This window comes from Arthrobacter sp. Leaf69 (assembly GCF_001422645.1).
In the GTDB taxonomy this organism is placed as follows: Bacteria; Actinomycetota; Actinomycetes; order Actinomycetales; family Micrococcaceae; genus Arthrobacter.
In genome coordinates, this window is the sequence record NZ_LMLR01000001.1 from 216,456 (window position 1) to 235,068 (window position 18,613).

At 69.3% G+C, this 18,613-nt stretch carries 16 protein-coding genes and 1 pseudogene; 13 read left to right on the top strand and 4 right to left on the bottom strand.

What is annotated here, in order from left to right; all coding sequences use genetic code 11:
- Genes paaD through ASE96_RS01025 form a run of 3 tightly spaced genes read left to right on the top strand, consistent with a single transcriptional unit; the run spans nucleotide 1 to nucleotide 2,637 of the window.
- Nucleotides 1-570, top strand: coding sequence for a 1,2-phenylacetyl-CoA epoxidase subunit PaaD (paaD, locus tag ASE96_RS01015; protein WP_056426524.1), 570 nt, complete (start codon nucleotides 1-3; stop codon nucleotides 568-570).
- A gap of 15 nt (nucleotides 571-585) precedes the next feature.
- The gene (gene paaE, locus ASE96_RS01020; RefSeq protein ID WP_056424763.1) at nucleotides 586-1,818 is read left to right on the top strand and encodes a 1,2-phenylacetyl-CoA epoxidase subunit PaaE; all 1,233 of its coding nucleotides are present in this window, start codon (nucleotides 586-588) and stop codon (nucleotides 1,816-1,818) included.
- Nucleotides 1,819-1,857: 39 nt separating this feature from the next.
- Nucleotides 1,858-2,637, top strand: coding sequence for an enoyl-CoA hydratase/isomerase family protein (locus tag ASE96_RS01025; protein WP_056424766.1), 780 nt, complete (start codon nucleotides 1,858-1,860; stop codon nucleotides 2,635-2,637).
- Nucleotides 2,638-2,646: 9 nt separating this feature from the next.
- Here the strand turns inward: ASE96_RS01025 and ASE96_RS01030 are convergent, their stop codons facing one another.
- Nucleotides 2,647-3,111: an Lrp/AsnC family transcriptional regulator gene (locus ASE96_RS01030; protein WP_056424769.1), complete on the bottom strand. Its 465-nt coding sequence runs from the start codon at nucleotides 3,109-3,111 to the stop codon at nucleotides 2,647-2,649.
- A gap of 159 nt (nucleotides 3,112-3,270) precedes the next feature.
- Here ASE96_RS01030 and pdhA point away from each other — a divergent pair, with 159 nt between their 5' ends.
- The 7 genes from pdhA to ASE96_RS01065 all read left to right on the top strand — a co-directional run bounded on the left by pdhA (nucleotide 3,271) and on the right by ASE96_RS01065 (nucleotide 11,707).
- A complete protein-coding gene (gene pdhA / locus ASE96_RS01035) occupies nucleotides 3,271-4,446 on the top strand; it encodes a pyruvate dehydrogenase (acetyl-transferring) E1 component subunit alpha (RefSeq protein WP_056424771.1) in 1,176 nt (391 codons plus the stop codon).
- A complete protein-coding gene (locus tag ASE96_RS01040) occupies nucleotides 4,443-5,555 on the top strand; it encodes an alpha-ketoacid dehydrogenase subunit beta (protein WP_056424772.1) in 1,113 nt (370 codons plus the stop codon). The genes pdhA and ASE96_RS01040 overlap by 4 nt, the downstream gene beginning before the upstream one ends.
- 2 nt (nucleotides 5,556-5,557) lie before the next feature.
- Nucleotides 5,558-7,129 (top strand): dihydrolipoamide acetyltransferase family protein, encoded by a 1,572-nt coding sequence (locus ASE96_RS01045; protein ID WP_056424774.1) that lies wholly within the window; start codon nucleotides 5,558-5,560, stop codon nucleotides 7,127-7,129.
- Nucleotides 7,130-7,264: 135 nt separating this feature from the next.
- Entirely contained in the window at nucleotides 7,265-8,080 is an 816-nt protein-coding gene (locus tag ASE96_RS01050) for an MBL fold metallo-hydrolase (RefSeq protein ID WP_056424777.1), read from the top strand.
- Nucleotides 8,081-8,316: 236 nt separating this feature from the next.
- Entirely contained in the window at nucleotides 8,317-9,639 is a 1,323-nt protein-coding gene (locus tag ASE96_RS01055) for a MinD/ParA family ATP-binding protein (protein ID WP_442853873.1), read from the top strand.
- A gap of 79 nt (nucleotides 9,640-9,718) precedes the next feature.
- Nucleotides 9,719-10,453: a GAF and ANTAR domain-containing protein gene (locus tag ASE96_RS01060; RefSeq protein ID WP_056424782.1), complete on the top strand. Its 735-nt coding sequence runs from the start codon at nucleotides 9,719-9,721 to the stop codon at nucleotides 10,451-10,453.
- 36 nt (nucleotides 10,454-10,489) lie between these two features.
- Entirely contained in the window at nucleotides 10,490-11,707 is a 1,218-nt protein-coding gene (locus ASE96_RS01065) for an MFS transporter (protein ID WP_056424783.1), read from the top strand.
- Nucleotides 11,708-12,217: 510 nt separating this feature from the next.
- Here ASE96_RS01065 and ASE96_RS19435 read toward each other — a convergent pair.
- A pseudogene (locus tag ASE96_RS19435) lies at nucleotides 12,218-12,793 on the bottom strand (flavin-containing monooxygenase); the annotation flags it as partial.
- A 75-nt stretch (nucleotides 12,794-12,868) separates the two neighbouring features.
- Here ASE96_RS19435 and ASE96_RS01075 point away from each other — a divergent pair.
- A complete protein-coding gene (locus tag ASE96_RS01075) occupies nucleotides 12,869-13,483 on the top strand; it encodes a TetR/AcrR family transcriptional regulator (protein WP_056424789.1) in 615 nt (204 codons plus the stop codon).
- A 116-nt stretch (nucleotides 13,484-13,599) separates the two neighbouring features.
- Here ASE96_RS01075 and ASE96_RS01080 read toward each other — a convergent pair whose 3' ends face one another.
- A complete protein-coding gene (locus tag ASE96_RS01080) occupies nucleotides 13,600-14,811 on the bottom strand; it encodes an aminotransferase class I/II-fold pyridoxal phosphate-dependent enzyme (protein ID WP_056424792.1) in 1,212 nt (403 codons plus the stop codon).
- Nucleotides 14,812-14,927: 116 nt separating this feature from the next.
- On the bottom strand, nucleotides 14,928-15,902 hold the full coding sequence (locus tag ASE96_RS01085; RefSeq protein WP_082492511.1) for a phosphatase PAP2 family protein: 975 nt from the start codon (nucleotides 15,900-15,902) through the stop codon (nucleotides 14,928-14,930).
- A 74-nt stretch (nucleotides 15,903-15,976) separates the two neighbouring features.
- Between ASE96_RS01085 and ASE96_RS01090 the strand changes: the two genes are divergently transcribed.
- Together ASE96_RS01090 and ASE96_RS01095 are read left to right on the top strand one after the other, a co-directional pair.
- Complete coding sequence (locus ASE96_RS01090; protein WP_056424795.1) at nucleotides 15,977-17,317, top strand: glycoside hydrolase family 32 protein; 1,341 nt, start codon at nucleotides 15,977-15,979, stop codon at nucleotides 17,315-17,317.
- A 97-nt stretch (nucleotides 17,318-17,414) separates the two neighbouring features.
- Entirely contained in the window at nucleotides 17,415-18,473 is a 1,059-nt protein-coding gene (locus tag ASE96_RS01095; RefSeq protein ID WP_082492512.1) for an o-succinylbenzoate synthase, read from the top strand.
- The last annotated feature ends 140 nt before the right edge of the window (nucleotides 18,474-18,613 follow it).

Genomic DNA, 18,613 nt, shown 5'->3' on the forward strand with positions numbered 1-18,613 from the left:
ATGTACGTCAGCCACCCCACGGCCGCCGAGGCCAGGCCTGCGGAGCAGAAGACTCCCGAGCAGAAGGCTTGGGACCTCGCCGCCACGGTCTGCGACCCGGAAATTCCGGTGCTCACCATCGAGGATCTGGGGATCCTGCGCAACGTCCAGGTGACCAAGGAACCCAACGCGGATGACGGCGGAATGGTCCCCACAGTCCATATCACCATCACGCCCACCTACTCGGGCTGCCCGGCCATGGACGCCATCCGCGACGACCTCACGGCTGCCTTCAACCGCGAGGGCTACCCCAGCGTCAACGTGGACATGGTCCTCTCGCCGGCCTGGACCACGGACTGGATGAGCGAGGCCGGGAAGGCCAAGCTGCAGGAGTACGGCATCGCTCCGCCCTCCGGTCATTCCAACGCCGTGCGGCACGCCGGGCCGGTCCGCCTGTCCCTCGCCGTCAAATGCCCGCAGTGTTCATCGCTGAACACCAAGGAACTCACCCGCTTCGGCTCCACCTCCTGCAAGGCGCTGTACGTCTGCCAGGACTGCAAGGAACCGTTCGACTACTTCAAAGTTTTGTAAGGAACAGGTGCTCCTATGACTGTTGTCCGCCAGACCGCCGCTGAATCGGCTGCAGCCACCGGCCGCCGCCGCGCGTCCTTCCACCCGCTCACGGTCGATGAGGTCCGCCGGCTCACCGACGATGCCATCGAGGTGACCTTCGGTGTTCCGGCAGAGCTCGCTGGCCAGTTCGATTACCTCCCCGGCCAGTACGTTGCCCTGCGCACCACCCTGCCGGATGAATCGGGCGAGCCGAAGGAAATCCGGCGCAGCTACTCGATCTGCGCCGAGCCGCGCAGCTTCGCGGACGGCAGCAGCGAGATCCGCGTCGCGATCAAGAAGGACCTGGGCGGGCTGTTCTCCACCTGGGCGAACGCCGAGCTCAAGGCCGGCGACGTCCTGGACGTCATGAGCCCGATGGGCGCGTTCGTGTCCAAGCACGGCCGGGACGGCAAAGAGCAGAACCTGATGAACTCGATGAACCATCCGGACGAGATGGCGAACGCCCTGGCGGGGGAGTCCGGCTCTTTCGTGGCGATCGCCGCCGGTTCCGGCATCACCCCCGTGATCGCGATTGCCCGCACCCTGCTCGCGGCGCATCCGGACACGCGCTTCGACCTGGTCTACGCCAACAAGGCCGCCATGGACGTGATGTTCCTCGAGGAGCTCGCCGACCTGAAGGACAAGTACCCGTCCAGGCTCGCCCTGCACCATGTTCTCTCCCGTGAACAGCGCATCGCCCCGCTGCTCAGCGGCCGGATCGACGCGGAGAAGCTGCAGGCCCTGCTGGGGACCGCCATCCATGCCGACGACGTCGACGAGTGGTTCCTGTGCGGCCCGTTCGAGCTGGTCCAGCTGTGCCGGGACACCCTGGCCCAGCGCGGCGTCAACCCGGACCACATCCGCTTCGAACTGTTCACCACCGGCAAGCCGGACCGCCCCGAGGGCAACGCCGGGCGTCCGGTGATTGTGGACGAGTCCCAGGCCACGTACAAGATCACCTTCAAGCTGGACGGCCTCCAGGGCGAGGTGGCCAGCCCCACGCACGCCCGCGAATCGATCCTGAACGCGGCCCTGCGGGTCCGCCCGGACGTGCCGTTCGCGTGTGCCGGCGGCGTCTGCGGAACCTGCCGCGCCAAGGTCGTCACCGGTGCCGTCACGATGGATGAGAACTACGCACTCGAACAGGACGAACTGGACAAGGGCTACGTCCTCACCTGTCAGTCCCACCCCACGACGCCGGAAGTCACCGTCGACTTCGACGTCTAAACCGCCCGCCGCACCGCACCCACTCCACCGAGGAGCCCCATGATTTCCCTCTCCATCGCCGACGGCATCGCCGAGATCGTCCTGGACGCCCCCTACAAACTCAACTCCCTGGACGAGCAGGCGCTCAGGGATTTGTCCCGGGCGTACGACGACGCCGCTGCCGCCGCCTCGCGCGGTGAGGTGCGGGCGCTGCTGCTCAGGGGAGAGGGCCGCGCTTTCTGCGCGGGACGGGACATCGCCGGGGTCACCCCGGAAACGGACGACGTCCAGGGCTACCTGGGCGGGCTCCTGCAGCCGCTGCTGAAGAAGATGACGGCCTTTCCGGCCCCCACGTTCGCGGCGGCCCAGGGCGCCTGCCTGGGGGTGGGGCTGGGCCTGCTGCTGGCCACGGATGTGGTGTACGTGGCGGAAAACGCCAAGTTCGGGTCGCCCTTCGCAAACCTGGGTGCCACGCTCGATTCCGGCGGCCACTGGTACTTTACCGAGCGGCTCGGCATGCACCGGACGCTGGACCTGATCTACACGGCGGAGCTGATGACCGGCGCGGAAGCGGTGGCCCAGGGGATGTTCAGCCGGGCCATGCCGGCGGCCGACCTGCTGGAGAACACCCGCGCCATCGTGGCCAAGGCAGCCACCGGCGCCACGAGCGCGTTCAACGCGAGCAAGGAACTTGTGGCCCACATCCGGGACCAGCGGCTGGGCCTCTGGGAGTCCATGGAAGAGGAAAACGCCGAGCAGGCCCGTCTCTGCAAGACCGACGACTACTCGGAGGGGTTCCGGGCGTTCCAGGAGAAGCGGACGCCGGTTTTCAAGGGGTAAACGGCTCGGCTACCGGGTGTCCAGGTCCTCGAACACCAGGAACGTCTGGGTGTCCAGCACCCCGGGCATGGACTGCAGCTGGTCGAAGATCACCCGGCGCAGATCGACGTTGTCCACGGCGCGCACGAGCAGGATGACATCGAAGTCCCCGCCCACCAGGGCGATGTGGTGCACCTCCGGAATGGCCCGCAGCAGTTCCCGGAGCTCCCGCCAGGAATGCTGCCGGACCTTGAGGGTCACGTAGGCGGAGGACTTCAGGCCGGCCTTGATCGGATCCACCAGCGCCGTGAACTTGGTCAGGACGCCCTCGCCGGTCAGCCGGGAGATGCGCGTGTAGGCATGGGCGCGGGAGATGTGGACATTCTCCGCAACCTGCGTGACGGACATCCGGCCGTCCCTCGTGAGTTCCGCAATGATGTTCCGGTCCACGTCATCCAGCGGTACCGCCGACTGTTCCGCATCGGGCTCTGCCATTTGTCCACAACCCCCACCGGTAATCCAGCTCACACTTACAGTTTGTCTTCCAGAATAGGCCAATTTTCTGGACTTCTCCACGATTTAAGCTGGAGCTGGATACGAAACATCGTCCGGCGGCATACTGGGAGTGAATAGTGGCTACAGAAGGACGGACCAATGACGATCTCCGCAGAAGCGCCGGAAGACGCCGCCAGCGAGGCGGTACGCAAGTTCGGCATCACAGTCGAGGACTACATGCTGCCGGCACGGCACCAGATCCAGATGGTGGGACCGGACGGCACGCTGAACCCGCACACCGAGCAGGGCACCCAGCCGGGCCACGAGTACGCCCTCCCCGGCGACGAGGAACTGCTGGCCGCTTACGAGCAGCTGGTGGTCGGCCGCCGGGTCAATGACCAGAACTCCGCCCTGGTCCGGCAGGGCCGGATGGCCGTCTACCCGTCCAGCCACGGCCAGGAAGCCTGCCAGGTTGCCGCCGCCCTCTGCCTGTCCGACGGCGACTGGATGTTCCCCACCTACCGCGACTCCGTGGCCGTGATGGCCCGCGGCGTCGATCCCGTCCAGACCATGACGCTCTTCCGCGGCGACTGGCACGGCGGCTACGACCCCACCAAGCACAAGGTCGGCATCCAGTGCACCCCGCTGACCACCCAGTTGCTGCACGGCGTCGGCGTGGCCCACGCGGCCAAGCTGCGCGGCGAGGACACCGTGGTCCTGGCCATGTGCGGCGACGGTGCCACAAGCGAAGGCGACTTCCACGAGGCACTGAACTTCGCGGCGGTCTTCCACCTGCCGGTGGTGTTCCTCGTCCAGAACAACCAGTACGCAATCTCCGTGCCGCTCGCGCACCAGTCCGTCGCGCCGTCGCTGGCGCACAAGGCCGTGGGCTACGGCATGGCTGGCGAACGCGTGGACGGCAACGACATCGTCGCCCTCCTGGCCGTGCTGGGCCGGGCCGTCCGGCTCGCCCGTGAAGGCTCCGGCCCGCTGCTCGTGGAAGCCCACACCTACCGCATGCAGGCCCACACCAACGCCGACGACGCCACCCGGTACCGCCAGGACAGTGAGGTGGCGCAGTGGGTGGCCAAGGATCCGCTGAGCCGGATGGAGACCTATTTGACGGACCGCGGACTGCTCGACGACGAGCGTGCCGCCGGGATCGCCGAGAAGGCCGAAGCCGTAGCCACCCAGCTCCGCGAAGGCCTGAGCGAGGAAGTCCCCGTGGAACCGCAGGATCTCTTCAAGTACGTCTTCTCCACCCCCACGCCCCAGCTAAAGGAACAGTCCGCCTTGCTTGCCGACGAACTCTCCCGGGAAGAGGCCGCAAAATGAGCCCCACCATCACCACCTCGTCCGAGGCGAACGGCAACGTCAGTGCCGCCACAGCCCGTGCCGCTGCGAAGGCGGCGGTTGTGGCCGAACAGGCCGGCCCGCAGACCATCACCCTGGCCAAGGCCCTGAACTCTGCCATGGCGGACGCCATGCACACGGATCCCTCGGTCCTGGTCTTCGGCGAGGACGTCGGCATGCTCGGCGGCGTCTTCCGGATCACCGACGGGCTCACCAAGACCTTCGGCAAGGACCGCTGCTTCGATACCCCGCTGGCCGAGTCCGGCATCGTCGGCATGGCGGTCGGCATGGCCATGAACGGCATGCGCCCGGTCATCGAAATGCAGTTCGACGCCTTCGCCTACCCGGCGTTCGAGCAGATCGTCAGCCACGTCGCCAAGATGCACAACCGCACCAAGGGCGCCGTCAAACTGCCCATGGTCATCCGGGTCCCCTACGCCGGCGGCATCGGAGGAGTGGAGCACCACTGCGATTCCTCCGAGGCCTACTACGCCCACACCGCCGGGCTCAAGGTGTTCACCCCGGCCACCGTCGCCGACGGCTACCGGATGCTCCGCGAGGCCATCGACTCCGATGACCCCGTGATGTTCATGGAGCCGAAAAAGCTCTACTGGTCCAAGGACCAAGTGGACCTGGACGCCCTCCGCGCCGAACACGCCGAGAACACCGCACGCGGCACGTCCTCCGAGGGCCGTGCCGCCGTCGCCCGCCCCGGCACCGACGCGACACTGATCGCCTACGGACCGTCCGTCCCGACGGCGCTTGCCGCCGCAGCAGCGGCCGCCGAGGAGGGACGCTCGCTCGAGGTGATCGACGTCCGCTCGATCGTGCCCTTCGACGACGAGACGGTCTGTGCCTCGGTCCGCAAGACCGGCCGCGCCGTGGTCATCGCCGAGGCTCACGGCTTCGCGTCCGTGTCCTCCGAGATCGTGGCCAGGGTCCAGGAACGCTGTTTCCACCACCTGGCTGCGCCGATCCGCCGTGTCACGGGCTTCGATGTCCCGTACCCGGCGCCCAAGCTCGAGCACTACTACCTGCCCGGCGTGGACCGCATCCTCGACGCCGTTGACGACCTCCAGTGGGAAGACTGACCATGAGCGAACCGAAAGTATTCCTCCTCCCGGACCTCGGCGAAGGCCTCACCGAAGCCGAGCTCGTTAACTGGCTCGTGGCCGTGGGCGACGAGATCCGCGTCGACCAGCCGATCGCCGAGGTCGAGACGGCCAAGTCCATGGTCGAAGTGCCCTCCCCGTATGCCGGCACCGTTGCCGTGCTGCACGGCGAGCCCGGCCAGACGCTCGACGTCGGGAAGCCGCTGATTTCGGTGACTCCTGTTGGTGCGGCCGCGTCCGGTGCAGTCGCCGCCACAGGCAATGCCGCCCCCGCCCCTTCGCCGGACAGCATTCGTCCTGCGGACGATGCTGCCGGCTCCGGAGGGCCCGATGCCACTCCCGGGGCGGCATTGCCTGCGTCGGCTGGTGCCGTTGCTGGCTCGCCGTCCGTTTCTGCTGCCGCTGTTGCGGCGGAGGTGTATCGCGAGGAGGAGAAGGCCGGGTCTGGCAACGTCCTGATCGGTTATGGGACTCCTGGCGGGCATGGGGTTGCTCGGCGGACTCGGGCTCCTAGGCGGGCTGCCGTGTCTGCCGTGGCTGAGCCGGTGGCCCAGGTTTCTGCGGCTGAGAAGGCCGCCGATGACCTGGTGCTGATGCGGACCCGGGTTCCCGGGAAGTTGGGGGCTGTTATTTCTCCGCTTGTCCGGCGGATGGCGCGGGACCATGGGGTTGATTTGGGGGAACTCCAAGGTTCGGGGGCCAGCGGGCTCATCATGCGGCGCGACGTCGAGGCTGTCATCAAGCCCGCTGCGGGTGAGCGGCCGGCGGCGCCTGCGGAGACGCCGGCGGCACCTGCGGCTTCGGCTGCCGGCGACACCGATGCCCGCACCGGGCTGGGCGTTACCGGGCGGACGGCCGTCCGCGGCGTGCGGAAGGCCGTGGCGGCGAACATGACCCGCAGCCGTTCCGAGATTCCGGAAGCGACGGTCTGGGTGGATGTTGACGCCACCGCGCTGGTGGACATGCGGGCCGCGCTCAAGAAAGCGGATCCGCACCACACCCCGGGCCTGCTGGCGTTCATCGCGCGGTTCGTCACCGCCGGGCTGAAGAAGTTCCCGGAGCTGAACACCCGGATCGTGACCACCGAGGACACCGCCGGCGGAGCGTCGCAGGAAATTGTGGCGTTCGACGGCGTCAATCTCGGCTTCGCGGCCCAGACCGATCGCGGCCTGATGGTGCCGTCGGTGCGCAACGCGGACAAACTCAGCGCCCGCGAACTGGACGCCGAGATCCGCCGGCTCACCGCCGTCGTGCGCGACGGCAAGGCGACCCCGGCGGAACTGGGCAGCGGCACGTTCACGCTGAACAATTACGGGGTCTTCGGGGTGGACGGTTCCGCCGCGATCATCAACCACCCCGAGGTGGGAATCCTCGGTGTGGGGCGCATTATCGACAAACCCTGGGTGGTCAACGGCGAACTCGCCGTGCGTAAGGTCACCGAGCTGACCCTCACCTTCGACCACCGTGTCTGCGACGGCGGAACCGCCGGCGGCTTCCTGCGCTACGTGGCCGACGCGATCGAGAACCCGGGCTCGGTGCTCGCGGACCTGTAGCCGGGCACGGACGCGCGGGCGGATAGACCGCCCGCGCGGTCCGGCTTCCAGCTTCCGGCCAGCTCCGGTGGGTACAATCGAGGGCAGAAACATCGCACCAACGACGCCGGATCAACGCCGGAATACGGAGATTTAATGTCACGATGGCTCGAGGTTGGCCCGGACAACTACGTCCTGACCACCCAAGGTTCCCTGCTCAACACCGGCCTGGTTGTCGGCTCCGAACGCGCACTGGTGATCGACACCGGCAGCGGACCCCGGCAGGGACGCGAGATCCTGGACGCCGTGCGGGAAAAGACGCAGCTGCCGCTGGTCGTCGTTAACACCCACGCCCACTACGACCACTTCTTCGGCAACGCGGTGTTCGCCGACGCCGGAGTGACCGAGTTCTGGGCGCACGAGAACTGCGCCGCCGAGATTGACGAGAACGGCGACAGCCAGCGCCCCGCCGTCGCGGCCGATGAGCCGGAAATGGCGGCCGGCGAGGGAGACAACACCGAACTCGTGGTCCCGAACGCCATCGTGAAAGACCAGCCGGTCCTCGTGGACCTCGGCGGCCAGACCGTCACCTTCTTCTACCTCGGCCACGGACACACCGACGGCGACCTCCTCGTGGGAACGGCCACCACCCTCTACGCCGGGGACCTGGTGGAGCAGGGCTCACACCCGTCCTTTGAGGATTCCTACCCCGAAGAGTGGGCAGACGTCCTCCGGCACGTCTCCGCATTGCGGCACCGCTACGAATTCCTGGTTCCAGGCCACGGGGAGCCGTGCAGCGACCAGTTCGTGAAGACCATGGCCAACACCATGACGACGGCGGTGCGGCAGGCCACCCAAGCCACCCGGGAAACCCCGGACGACGCCACCAAAGCCGTCCCGATCCTGCCCTACGGGCCGGAGCAGTCCCGCTGGTTCATCAGGCGCCTGCAGGAGACCCGCGCACACCACTGAGTCCGCGGCTTGGGGGCGCCGATGGTAAGGGTACGCACGACTGCCCCTAGAATTGCAGTTTGGACCAAATCAAACGAGCACCGCAGCCGCCTGCGCTGTGAGTCCCAGGGGGGACCAATATGCCCGATCCGGTGGACAACAACACAGTTAACGCTGCCGCAGAGGCAGAGCAACCCGAACTCCGGCGCCGGCGTGACCGCCGCCGGGGTGAGGACTCCGACGCCCCGACAGGAACCATGCCGATCACACCCTCCGACGCCGTCGACACCCAGGCGGCGCGTCCGCCGCGCCGCAATTCCTGGGCCGAGGCCGCTGAAGCAGCCGACGAACGAAACGCCGCGACAGGCGCCGTCCCGCTGATCCGGCAGGTCCCTGCCGCACCGCAGCCGCCGGCCACCCCGCCGGCGTCGGCCACGCAGGGCGCCGGCCCGGCGGCCGGCGTGGACGTGCAGACGTCCGACGAGGAGGCGCTCGAGGGCTCCGAGACGGAGTCGGCCGCCTTCGAAATGGCCGCGCCCCTGTCGCGCCGTTCGGCTGTGCCGGCGGCGCCCGGCGGCGCCCCCGCCGTGCCTGCCCCGCCGGCGCGGGCCACCCGCTCCGCCAGCCGGGCCGCGGCCCTGACCGCCCCGGCCCCCGATTTCATCAGCTCCCCGGGTCTGTTCGTCCGCGAGCAGAAGCCCAGGCCCGTCGGAGGCTTCCGGGGAGCCCTCTACTCCCTGACCGGCGGCGGACTGAACCTGGGTCCCAGCGCCCGGCAGCGTGAAGAGGACGAGCTGGCGCGGCGCATTTCCCGCCAGCTCCAGGGAAGCTACAACACCGCCGTCCTGAGCCTCAAGGGCGGCATCGGCAAGACCTCCACGACGGTGGGCGTCGGCCTGACCCTGGCGGAGTTCCGCGGTGACCCGCCGTGCGCCATCGACGCGAACCCGGATTCCGGCGACCTCGTCGAGCGGGCCCTCGGCGAGGGCATCTACCAGCAGCAGAGCCCCCGCACCATCACGGACCTGCTGAAGAACATCGAATCCATCGATTCCCTCACCGCGCTGGCCCGGTACATGCACCACGCCGGCCGCCTGCACCTGATCGCCGGCGAACAGGATCCCGAGGTCTCCGATTCGCTGACCGCCGAGGAATACCTGCGGATCCGCAAGCTCATCTCCGGCTACTATTCGGTGGCCCTGACCGACTGCGGCACCGGCGTCACGCACAACGCCATGAAGGGCATCCTGCAGTCCGCGGACAACCTGATTATCGCGGCGGGCTACGCGGTCAGCGGTGCCAAGCGCGCCCGCAGCACCCTGCACTGGCTGGCCAGCCATGGCTACGAGGAACTCGCCCGGAACGCCGTTGTGGTCATCACGGACAAGGACGAGGTGTCCTCGCGCGTGGACAAGGACGCGATCGAGGACCACCTGTCCGGCATCTGCCGCCAGCTGATCGCCGTGCCGCACGACCGCGGCGTGGCCGACGGCGACCTGGTCACCCTCGATGTCCTCCGCCCGGAAACCCGGCGCGCCTACCGCGAGATCGCCGCCGCGATCGTGGACGGCTACGTCTAGGCACTTGGGTTCGCGGGCAGGACCGGTAACGACACGGGGCGAAGTTGTGCCGGGCGGGGGTCCGCCCTACATTTTAGGGATGATCAACAACGCCGGGGACGAAGCCGCCCTGCAGCTGCAGGACCTCCTGATGGGGACGGAGAACGTCGAGGACTTCCTCGGCCGCCTCGCTGAATTTTCCGCGGCCACACTCAGCCACGCCGCCGGCGCCGAGATCGAATGCGGCGTCACCCTGCAGCGCCGGAAAAAGACCATGACCGTGGCGGGGAGCAGCCCCAGGGCCGTCATCCTGGACCGCATCGAGCAAAGCCTCGGCGACGGCCCCTGCATCGAAGCCCTGCGGACCCGGTCCGTGGTGCTGCTCGCCGACGTCGATACCGATCCGCGCTGGCCGGACTACCAGGTGCAGCTCGCGGCACAGGGCGTCCGCAGCACCCTCGGCGTGCCGCTGGAAATCGGCGAGGACGCCATCGCCGCCCTGAACTTCTTCGGCTCCGACACCGGGCTGTTCACCGAGGACATTATTGCCAACGCCTCTGGCTTTGCCGACCTCGCCGGCCGTTCCCTCCGCCTGGCGGTCCGGATCGGCACCGCGCAGTCCCGCGCCGAGGATCTGCAGGCCGCCATGGAACACCGCACCTCCATTGATCTTGCCTGCGGCGTGGTGATGGCCCAGAACCGCTGTTCCCAGGAGGAAGCCATGAGCATCCTCAGCCGCGTTTCCAGCAACCGGAACCAGAAGCTCCGGGACGTCGCGGCCGAGGTTCTCCGGAACCTCACTGCGGACGAAGTCCGCACGCACTTTGACGCCTGACCGCCCCGGCACGCCGTCCGCCCTAGGATGAAGGGGATGACCACCACCAGCCACGCCGCCCCCTTCACCCTCCGCAGCATCGCCGTCCCCGCCTTCGGCCCGGCGCTGCTGTTCAGCATCGGCGAGGGCGCCATCCTGCCCGTGGTGGCACTGTCGGCCCGCGACCTCGGCGCCTCGGTGGCCGTCGCCGCGCTGGTCGTCACCCTCATTGGCCTCGGCTCCTGGTTCTTCAACCTGCCCGCCTCACTCATCACCCTGAAGTTCGGCGAACGCTGGGCCATGGTGGGCGCGGCGGTTGCGAGCGCCGTCGCCCTGGCCGCCGCGGCGCTGTCCCCGCTGCTGTCCGGCGGACTCTGGCTGCTGGCGGCGGCCATGGTTGTTGTCGGCATGGCCGCCAGCGTCTTCAGCCTGGCCAGGCAGAAATACCTGACCGAGGCGGTACCGGTGATCATCAGGGCCCGGGCGCTGTCCACGCTCGGCGGCGTCAACCGGATCGGCATCTTCATCGGACCGTTCATCGGCGCCGCCGTGATGCAGTTCTCCGGAATCACCGGCGCCTACTGGGTGGGTGTCGTGGCCATGGCCGCGGCCGCCGTCTTGTCCATCACCATCCCGGACTTCGTAGCCAAGCCCGCCGCGCACGACGGCGTCCCGGTCCAGCAGGCAACGCTGCGCGGCGTCGCCGTCTCCCATGCCGGGGTCTTCCTGACTGTGGGCGTCGGCGTGCTGCTGCTCAGCGCACTGCGTGCGTCCCGGCAGGTGGTCATCCCGCTGTGGGCCGAGCACCTCGGAATGGACGCGACACAGGCGTCGCTGATCTACGGGCTGTCTGGCGCCATCGACATGCTGGTCTTCTATCCGGCCGGCAAACTGATGGACCGCAAGGGCCGGCTGTGGGTGGCCATCCCGTCGACCCTCATCATGGGCACGGCCATGCTGCTGATCCCGCTCAGCACCGGCTTCGCGGGCCTGTTGCTCGCGTCACTCCTGATCGGCTTCGGCAACGGCATCAGTTCAGGCCTGAACATGACGCTGGGGGCCGACTTCTCACCCGACAACGGCCGGGGCCAGTTCCTGGGCATCTGGCGGTTCATGGCCGACGCCGGGGCCACCGGCGGCCCGGTGCTGCTTTCAGGCGTGACCGCCGTGGCCTCGCTCGGAGCCGGAGTGGCCGCCACCGGAGTGCTCGGCTTCGCTGCCGCCGCGGTCTTCGCCGTCACCATCCCCAAGCTGAAGCACCGGCGCAACTACTGAGGGTTCCGGCATGCGCCTTTCTATCTGCTTGACCACGTAGGCTGCGTCCCGGTCCACACCGCCGATCAGCCCCGAGGTGAGGGCGTACTGGAACGGCATGCCGACGAAGTAGAGCCCCGGGATCCCGGGGACGGCACCGCGTTGAGTTTCCGGCCAGCCCGATGGCGCCAGCTTCAGCCCGTCGATCCAAGCCAGGTCCGGGCGGTAGCCGGTGGCCCAGATGACGGTCCGCACGACGGCGGGGCTGCCGCCGTCGGCGGGGGTGCCGCCGTCGAACACGGGCTGGCCGCCCGCGGTGCCGGTCATGCGCGGCACCCGGACCACACCGGCGCGGTCCAGGTCCTTCGCGGAGATCCGAATCAGCGGTGCCCCGCGCTGGTGGAAGCCCGCCGCGACCTTGCACCCGACCGGTGTGCGCAGCGTCAGGACATTGTGGATGAACCGCCAGTAGGCCCCTCCGGCGTAGCGGAGCAGGGGGTCGGGGATGTGCGGGGTGGGCCGGCCCGCCAGGAGCACCCGGTGGCTGGCCGCGAGCTCCAGGGCGATTTCCGAGCCCGAGGTTCCGGCGCCCACCACCAGCACATCGCCGTCGGGGATGTCCGCCGGGCCGCGGTACTGCGAGCTGTGGAGCTGGCGGATCGAAGCGTCCAGTCCGGCGGCGGCGTCCGGAAGGCGGGGGAGTGCGTTGGCCCCGGTGGCGACGATGACGTTCCGCGCCCGCACGGTGCCGGCCGTCGTTTCGACGGCGAACCCCGCGTCGGCCGGGGTGACGCCGGTGACGCGGATGCCCGTCCGCACCGGCAGGCCGAAACGCGCCGCGTAGCTTTCGAGGTAGGCGGCGAACTCGTCCTTGCCCGGGAAGGTGTTCCGCGCCGCGGGGAAGGGGAGGCCGGGGAGGCCGTCGTGCTGGGCGGGGGTGAACAGCCGCAGCGAGTCCCAGCGGCGGCGCCAGATATCGCCCATCCGCGGGCCGCCCTCGAGGACCTCGAACCGCAGCCTGGTGCGGGCGAGGTGGTAGCCGGCGGCGAGGCCGGCCTGTCCCGCGCCGATCACGACGGCATCCAACGGCTGGCGGTTCTGGTCCATGGCGGGCTCCTTGCTGAGAGCATTTCCTTAGTCACTAGAATACCGTTCTAGTGAGTGGAGCGGTAGTCTAATTTCATGGCAAAATCCACGCGGCGGACGCTCCAGGCGGCCGGCACCCGGGACGTGATCGTCCAGGCGGCCGGTCGGCTGTTTGCCGCCGACGGGTACGTCCGCACTACCATCGACGGGATCGCCGCCGAGGGCGGGGTGGCCGTCCAGACGGTCTACAACTCGGTGGGCAACAAGGCCGCGCTGCTCTCGGCGGTGCTGGACAGTGCAGCTGCGGGGCCCGGCGCGCAGGCCGGGGTGCTGGACTTCATGCGGGAGCGCACCCGGCAGGCTGCCGACCTCGACGCCCTGGTCAACGTGCTGGCGGACTGGTTTGCCGAAGTCCATCCGCGCACCGCCGGGATCACCGCCGTCATCGCCGGGGCCGCGACCGTGGACGACGCGGCAGCACAACTGGAGACGGACCGCGCGCAGCAGCGGCTCCGGCGCTACGAGGAGGCCGCCGCCGCTGCCCGGGCCCGCGGTGGGCTCAGCTCCGGGATGTCCGACGCCGAGGGGGCCGCCGCCATCTGGTCGCTGGGCCACCCCCAGACCTACCGCGCCCTGGTGCAGGACGCCGGTTGGTCCACGACGGCCTACCGGGAGTGGATCGCCAAGGCCCTCGCGGCGGCGCTCGCCTAAGATGCACCTTTTCCTCGCGAATGAGTCCGGCACCATGCTGTGTACGAAGTATCCACGACTGCGAGGTAGGCCCGACATGGCGCGGGGCAACGCCCACGGCAGACGCCGGCGGGGATTCAGAGCCGCGGCAGCGTGCCGCCGAAACGCTGGATCGCCGCGGCAAAGACCGGCAGGGCGCGCTGGATCATGTCCTCTGACGCGGTGAGCGAGATCCGGAAATAGCCCGGGGTCTCGAACAAGGTCCCCGGCAGGACAAAGACATCCTGGTCCGCGAGGGCAGCGGTGAACTGCTCGTCGTCGTCCGAGGGGGTGCGGACGAAGAGGTAGAACCCCCCGTCCGGCCGGGTGACCTGGTATCCCATCCCGGCCAGCGCGTCGACCATCAGGTCGCGTTTGCGCTGCAGCCCGGCGACGTCGATCGAGAACTGTTCCAGCCGCGGCAGCGCGTACTGCAGCAGGGCATTGGGGTAAATCCAGCCCATCGCCATCTGCAAGGCGGTGAGCGCTTCCCGGAGCGGACCGCGGTCCGGCATGGTGGGCGGCAGCGCGAGGTAACCGATCCGCTGCCCGGGCGCCAGATGGGTCTTGCCATAGGAGTAGGCCAGAAGCGTGTACGGATAGTATTCGGCGGGGCTGTGGAACCGGGCGCCGTCGTAGACGATGCGGTTGTACGGCTCGTCGGAGAGCAGGTAGACCCGCCGCCCGTTGCTGCGCGAGGCCCCTTCCAGCATGTCCGCCAGGTCCTTCAGGAGCGAGGGCGGATAGATCCTGCCGGTCGGGTTGTTGGGCGTGTTGACGATCACCACCCGGGTCCGCGGCGTAATGGCCGCCCCCAGCGCCGCCAGATCGAAGTCGAACGTCTCGGCGTCGCAGCGGATCTTCACGGGCACCAGCCCGGCCTCGATCGCCAGCGGTTCGTAGAAAAACCAGGGCGGCAGGGTGAAGATGACTTCATCCCCGGGGTCGGCGACGGTCTTCAGCGCCAGCGGAATCGCGGTGAAGCCGCCCGTCGTGAGGTGGATGTCCGCCGGCTCGAAGGGCAGCCCCAGCAGCCGCTGCAGGGATGCCGCCGCCGCGGCCTGCGCCTCCGGCTCGTTCGTCTTGTAGGCAAACCACCGCTCATTGCGGGGCGTCAGCGCTTCCGCCAGGGCTTCGACATAGGCGGGCGGCGGCATCTCATGGGGATTGCCGAGGGCGAAGTCGCAGATCCCCGGGGCATGCTGGCGCCGGGCGTAGACGGAGTCGCGGAGGAACGTGTTGATCCGCTGTTGCGACGGTACGGACGCGAGGGTGGTGGCGCGCCGTGAAACCGGAGAATCAGTGCTCATGGCAGTTCCTCGAGACGTGGCAGCTGACCGTGTGGACGGCCGGGCCAACGCGCTGCCGAGCCAGTGGCTGTGCGGGACTAATTCTGGCCCCCGGCGGGCCGGATGTAAACGGCCGGTCAGCGCCGGGGCGGGTTCCGCCGTCGTGCCGCATAGCCGAACAGCCATACGCCGGCGGCCGTGGCGAAGTAGCCCGCCATAACAATCAGCGAGGTCCCGGCCCAGAAATAGTGCGTGCTGCTGCCGCTGTTGTTCTGGCCTTGCCAGGCCGCAGCGCCCAGCAGGGAGAAGGCAGCGACGGCGGCCGCGGCGAGTCCCGCCAGCAGTGGCAGCGCCAGCCACAAGCGGGAAGAGGCCCAGTGCTCTCCGTAGCCGTCCCAGACATTCCAGCGCGGTCCCGTGCGGATGATCAGCCAGCCTGCCGGGAGCATAAAGACCGCCACCACGAGGAAGGCCGCGACCACGTCCGCGGGCCGGTGCCACTGGTTGATCAGGGTGGACAGCCCCGTGGCAACGGCGAAACTGCCGCCCAGGAACCCGGCCAGCGGACGCCAGCGCGGGGTCGCCATGAGGAACACCGCTGCCGCGGCTGACGCGGCCAGGGTGGTATGTCCGGACGGCAGCGAATTCAGTTCCAGGGTTTCGATCCCGCGGTAGGGCCGGACGGGAACGATGTCCTTCAGGATCTGGGTGGCCACGTTGGCGCCCACGCAGGCTGTCACGGCGATTCCCGCCGCCGCCCAGCGCCGCCGCATCACGGTCACAAAAAGGACCACAACCGTGGCGAGCAGCAGGGACAGCGCCGGCAGCCAGTCCAGGAGCTTGGTGGCGGCCTTTCCGGCGGCCCCGTGGATTTCGACTGCTTCCACGAGCGCGGATTCGTCGATGAACTGGCCCGTCGTGGTGCGGACAAAGAAGTAGTAGGTCGCGGCAAGTGCGGCCATGCTGACGAGGGTGGCCAACAGGAAGAGGACGCCGGCGCCCCTGCCCTGGCGGCCGGCGTTGCTTGCGGGCGTGCCCGGGGCGTGCGGGGACGGCGGCTGCGGGTATTCCGAGGCCGCGTGCATGCTGGTGTGGTCCTGCCGAAAACTCATCCGTATCAGGTTCCCACAGAACTCTGCGAACTTTCTGAGGGCTCCTGCTACCCGCGCGCGGGTAGTGTTTGGCCATGGACACCGCGGCGCAGCATCCGGACCCGGCCTTTCCCCACTTCCATCCGAGGCCCGCGAAAGGCTGGATCAACGATCCGAACGGCCTGTGCTACACCGACGGCCGCTTTCACGTGTTCTTCCAGTACAACCCCGCTTCGGCCCGGCACCAGCGCATCTGCTGGGGACACCTGAGCTCCCCGGACCTGGTCCGCTGGGACGAGGAACCGGTGGCGCTCCGGCCACAGCCCGGCGGACCGGACGCGCTGGGGTGCTGGTCGGGTGTGGTGACCCACGACGACGGCGTCCCCACCGCCGTGTACTCCGGCGTGGACACCGAGGGAAGCCATTCGCGTGTGGTCCTGGCCCGGGCGGACGCGGTACTCCGCTCCTGGACGCAGGAGGGCCACGTCGCGGCGGAGATTCCACCGGACCCGCAGGTCACCGCCGTCCGCGATCCCTTTCTGTTCCACTTTCAGGGCCGCCGCTTCGCCCTCCAGGGCGCCGGGCTGGCGTCCGGCCACGCGGCCGTGCTGCTCTACAGCGTCGATGACGTCCGGCGGTGGACGTACGAGGGGATCTGGTTCAGCACGGAGGACCACCTCGCCGCCCGGCATCTGCCCGCGGAGATCTGGGAGTGCCCGCAGCTGGTCCGGGTCCCGGACTCGTCCGGGGCGGAAACCTGGCTCCTGATGGCCTCATTGTGGCTCGCGGCAGACCACCACGACCACCCGAACGGCGTCGGCTACCTCCTCGGCTCGCTGGCACCCAACGGAGCAGGGCTGCCCGTGTTCACGCCCGCGGCGGGAGGCAAAGCGGATCTGGGACCGGCGTTCTACGCCCCGCAGATCCTCGCCCTCGACGACCGGGCGCTGCTCTGGGGCTGGTCCGCTGAACTGGAGGACGGTGAGGGGAGCCCCGGGCGCAGCCCGGAAGAGATCGACGACGCCGGCTGGGCCGGGATCCTGACGTTCCCCCGCCAGCTCTCGGTCCACGGCGGCGTCCTCGCCGTCGAACCCGCGGCCGAACTTCGTGCCTACCGCGGCGCCCGGCTGCACCGCGGGGCCGCCGGCACCCTGGCGGTGCCGCCTGAAGCGGAAATCCGGGTGAGCGGCGGAGAAGGCACCCTCCGGCTGGTCCTCAATTCCGCGGGGCAGCGACGGACCGTATTCGCCGACGCGGTGGCGGGCGGCGACGAGCTCAGGATCTTTATTGATGCCTCCATCGTGGAGGTGTACCGCCACGGTTCGGTGCCCACCACACTGCGTGCCTACCCGGGCCCCGGCGAGGACTGGCAGCTGGAACTGCCGCAGGGCGCAGCGGCGGACGTCTGGGAACTCCAGCACCCGGGGCGTTCCTAGCGTCCGGATGCCCGCGGCGGGCGGGTGGTCCGGCTTGGCCCGGTGCTGCGTGCCGGGGGCCCGCGGCCCGGCGCGGAGCACCGGTACAGTGAATCCCATGCCCACCCACTCGGCCCCGCCGTCGCCGGATGCTCCCGGAAACCATGCCCCGTTGTCCGCCGGCCCGCTGCCCGGACTCGAGGAACTCCTCGCTGTCGCGCATGTGGTGAGCCTGCCCATGCGGGTGAAGTTCCGCGGCATCCTCCAACGCGAAGCCCTGCTGCTGGAAGGCCCGCTCGGCTGGGGCGAGTTTTGCCCCTTCCCGGAATACGGCGATCAGGAAGCCTCCCGGTGGCTCGCCGCCGCCGTCGAAGCCGGCTGGCAAGGCTTCCCGACCCCGCTTCGGGGCAGCATCCCTGTCAACGCCACGGTCCCCGCCATCGGCGCGGACAGGGTCCCGGACATTCTGGCCCGCTTCGGGCGGGTGGACGCCGTCAAAATCAAGGTGGCCGAGCCCGGGCAGAGCCTGGACGACGACGTTGCCCGCGTCGCCGCCGTCCGCGCCGCGCTGCCGGACGCCGCGATCCGGGTCGACGCGAACGGCGGCTGGGACGTGCCGACCGCCGTCGCGGCACTCACCAGGCTGGCCGACGTCGGACTCGAATACGCCGAACAGCCGGTCCCCGACATCGCCGGCCTCGCCGAGGTGCGCCGCCGGCTGCGGGCTGCCGGCGTCCCTGTGCTGATCGCCGCGGATGAGAGCGTGCGCAAGGAGGACGATCCGCTCAGGGTGGCCCGCGCCGGCGCCGCGGACCTGATCGTGGTCAAAGTGGCGCCGCTCGGGGGCGTGCGCCGCGCGCTGGACATCGTGGCGCAGGCCGGGCTCCCCGCCGTGGTCAGCTCGGCCCTGGACACGTCCGTGGGAATCCGCGCCGGGCTGGCGCTCGCCGCCGCCCTGCCCGAACTTCCGTACGCCTGCGGGCTGGGCACCGTGTCCCTGCTCGCCGCCGATGTCACCCGGGATTCCCTCGTTCCCGACGACGGCGCCATCCGCCTCCGCCACGTCGCCGCCGATCCGGGCCTGCTGGCAGAGTACGCCGCCGCGCCGGAGCGGCGGGACTGGTGGCTGGACCGTCTGCGCCGCGTCCACGCGGTGCTCGCCGCCCCCGCCCGCTGAGACGCCACGCCCGCTGAGACGCCCACGCCCGCTGAGACGCTCCTTCACGTCTGGCGGGAGTTCACCCGGACTTCATCCGGAAGACTCCTGCGCGTAGGACCCGGCTGGAACGGTGGGGAGGCCCGCAACCCACCCCCGTG

Coding starts and splice junctions, on each gene's coding strand:
- ASE96_RS01095 (WP_082492512.1), top strand. CDS start 17,415: ATGCCCACCCACTCGGCCCCGCCGTCGCCGGATGCTCCCGGAAACCAT.
- ASE96_RS01090 (WP_056424795.1), top strand. CDS start 15,977: ATGGACACCGCGGCGCAGCATCCGGACCCGGCCTTTCCCCACTTCCAT.
- ASE96_RS01085 (WP_082492511.1), bottom strand. CDS start 15,902: ATGAGTTTTCGGCAGGACCACACCAGCATGCACGCGGCCTCGGAATAC.
- ASE96_RS01050 (WP_056424777.1), top strand. CDS start 7,265: ATGTCACGATGGCTCGAGGTTGGCCCGGACAACTACGTCCTGACCACC.
- ASE96_RS01030 (WP_056424769.1), bottom strand. CDS start 3,111: ATGGCAGAGCCCGATGCGGAACAGTCGGCGGTACCGCTGGATGACGTG.
- pdhA (WP_056424771.1), top strand. CDS start 3,271: ATGACGATCTCCGCAGAAGCGCCGGAAGACGCCGCCAGCGAGGCGGTA.
- ASE96_RS01055 (WP_442853873.1), top strand. CDS start 8,317: ATGCCGATCACACCCTCCGACGCCGTCGACACCCAGGCGGCGCGTCCG.
- paaE (WP_056424763.1), top strand. CDS start 586: ATGACTGTTGTCCGCCAGACCGCCGCTGAATCGGCTGCAGCCACCGGC.
- ASE96_RS01080 (WP_056424792.1), bottom strand. CDS start 14,811: ATGAGCACTGATTCTCCGGTTTCACGGCGCGCCACCACCCTCGCGTCC.
- ASE96_RS01075 (WP_056424789.1), top strand. CDS start 12,869: ATGGCAAAATCCACGCGGCGGACGCTCCAGGCGGCCGGCACCCGGGAC.
- paaD (WP_056426524.1), top strand. CDS start 1: ATGTACGTCAGCCACCCCACGGCCGCCGAGGCCAGGCCTGCGGAGCAG.
- ASE96_RS01025 (WP_056424766.1), top strand. CDS start 1,858: ATGATTTCCCTCTCCATCGCCGACGGCATCGCCGAGATCGTCCTGGAC.
- ASE96_RS01045 (WP_056424774.1), top strand. CDS start 5,558: ATGAGCGAACCGAAAGTATTCCTCCTCCCGGACCTCGGCGAAGGCCTC.
- ASE96_RS01040 (WP_056424772.1), top strand. CDS start 4,443: ATGAGCCCCACCATCACCACCTCGTCCGAGGCGAACGGCAACGTCAGT.
- ASE96_RS01060 (WP_056424782.1), top strand. CDS start 9,719: ATGATCAACAACGCCGGGGACGAAGCCGCCCTGCAGCTGCAGGACCTC.
- ASE96_RS01065 (WP_056424783.1), top strand. CDS start 10,490: ATGACCACCACCAGCCACGCCGCCCCCTTCACCCTCCGCAGCATCGCC.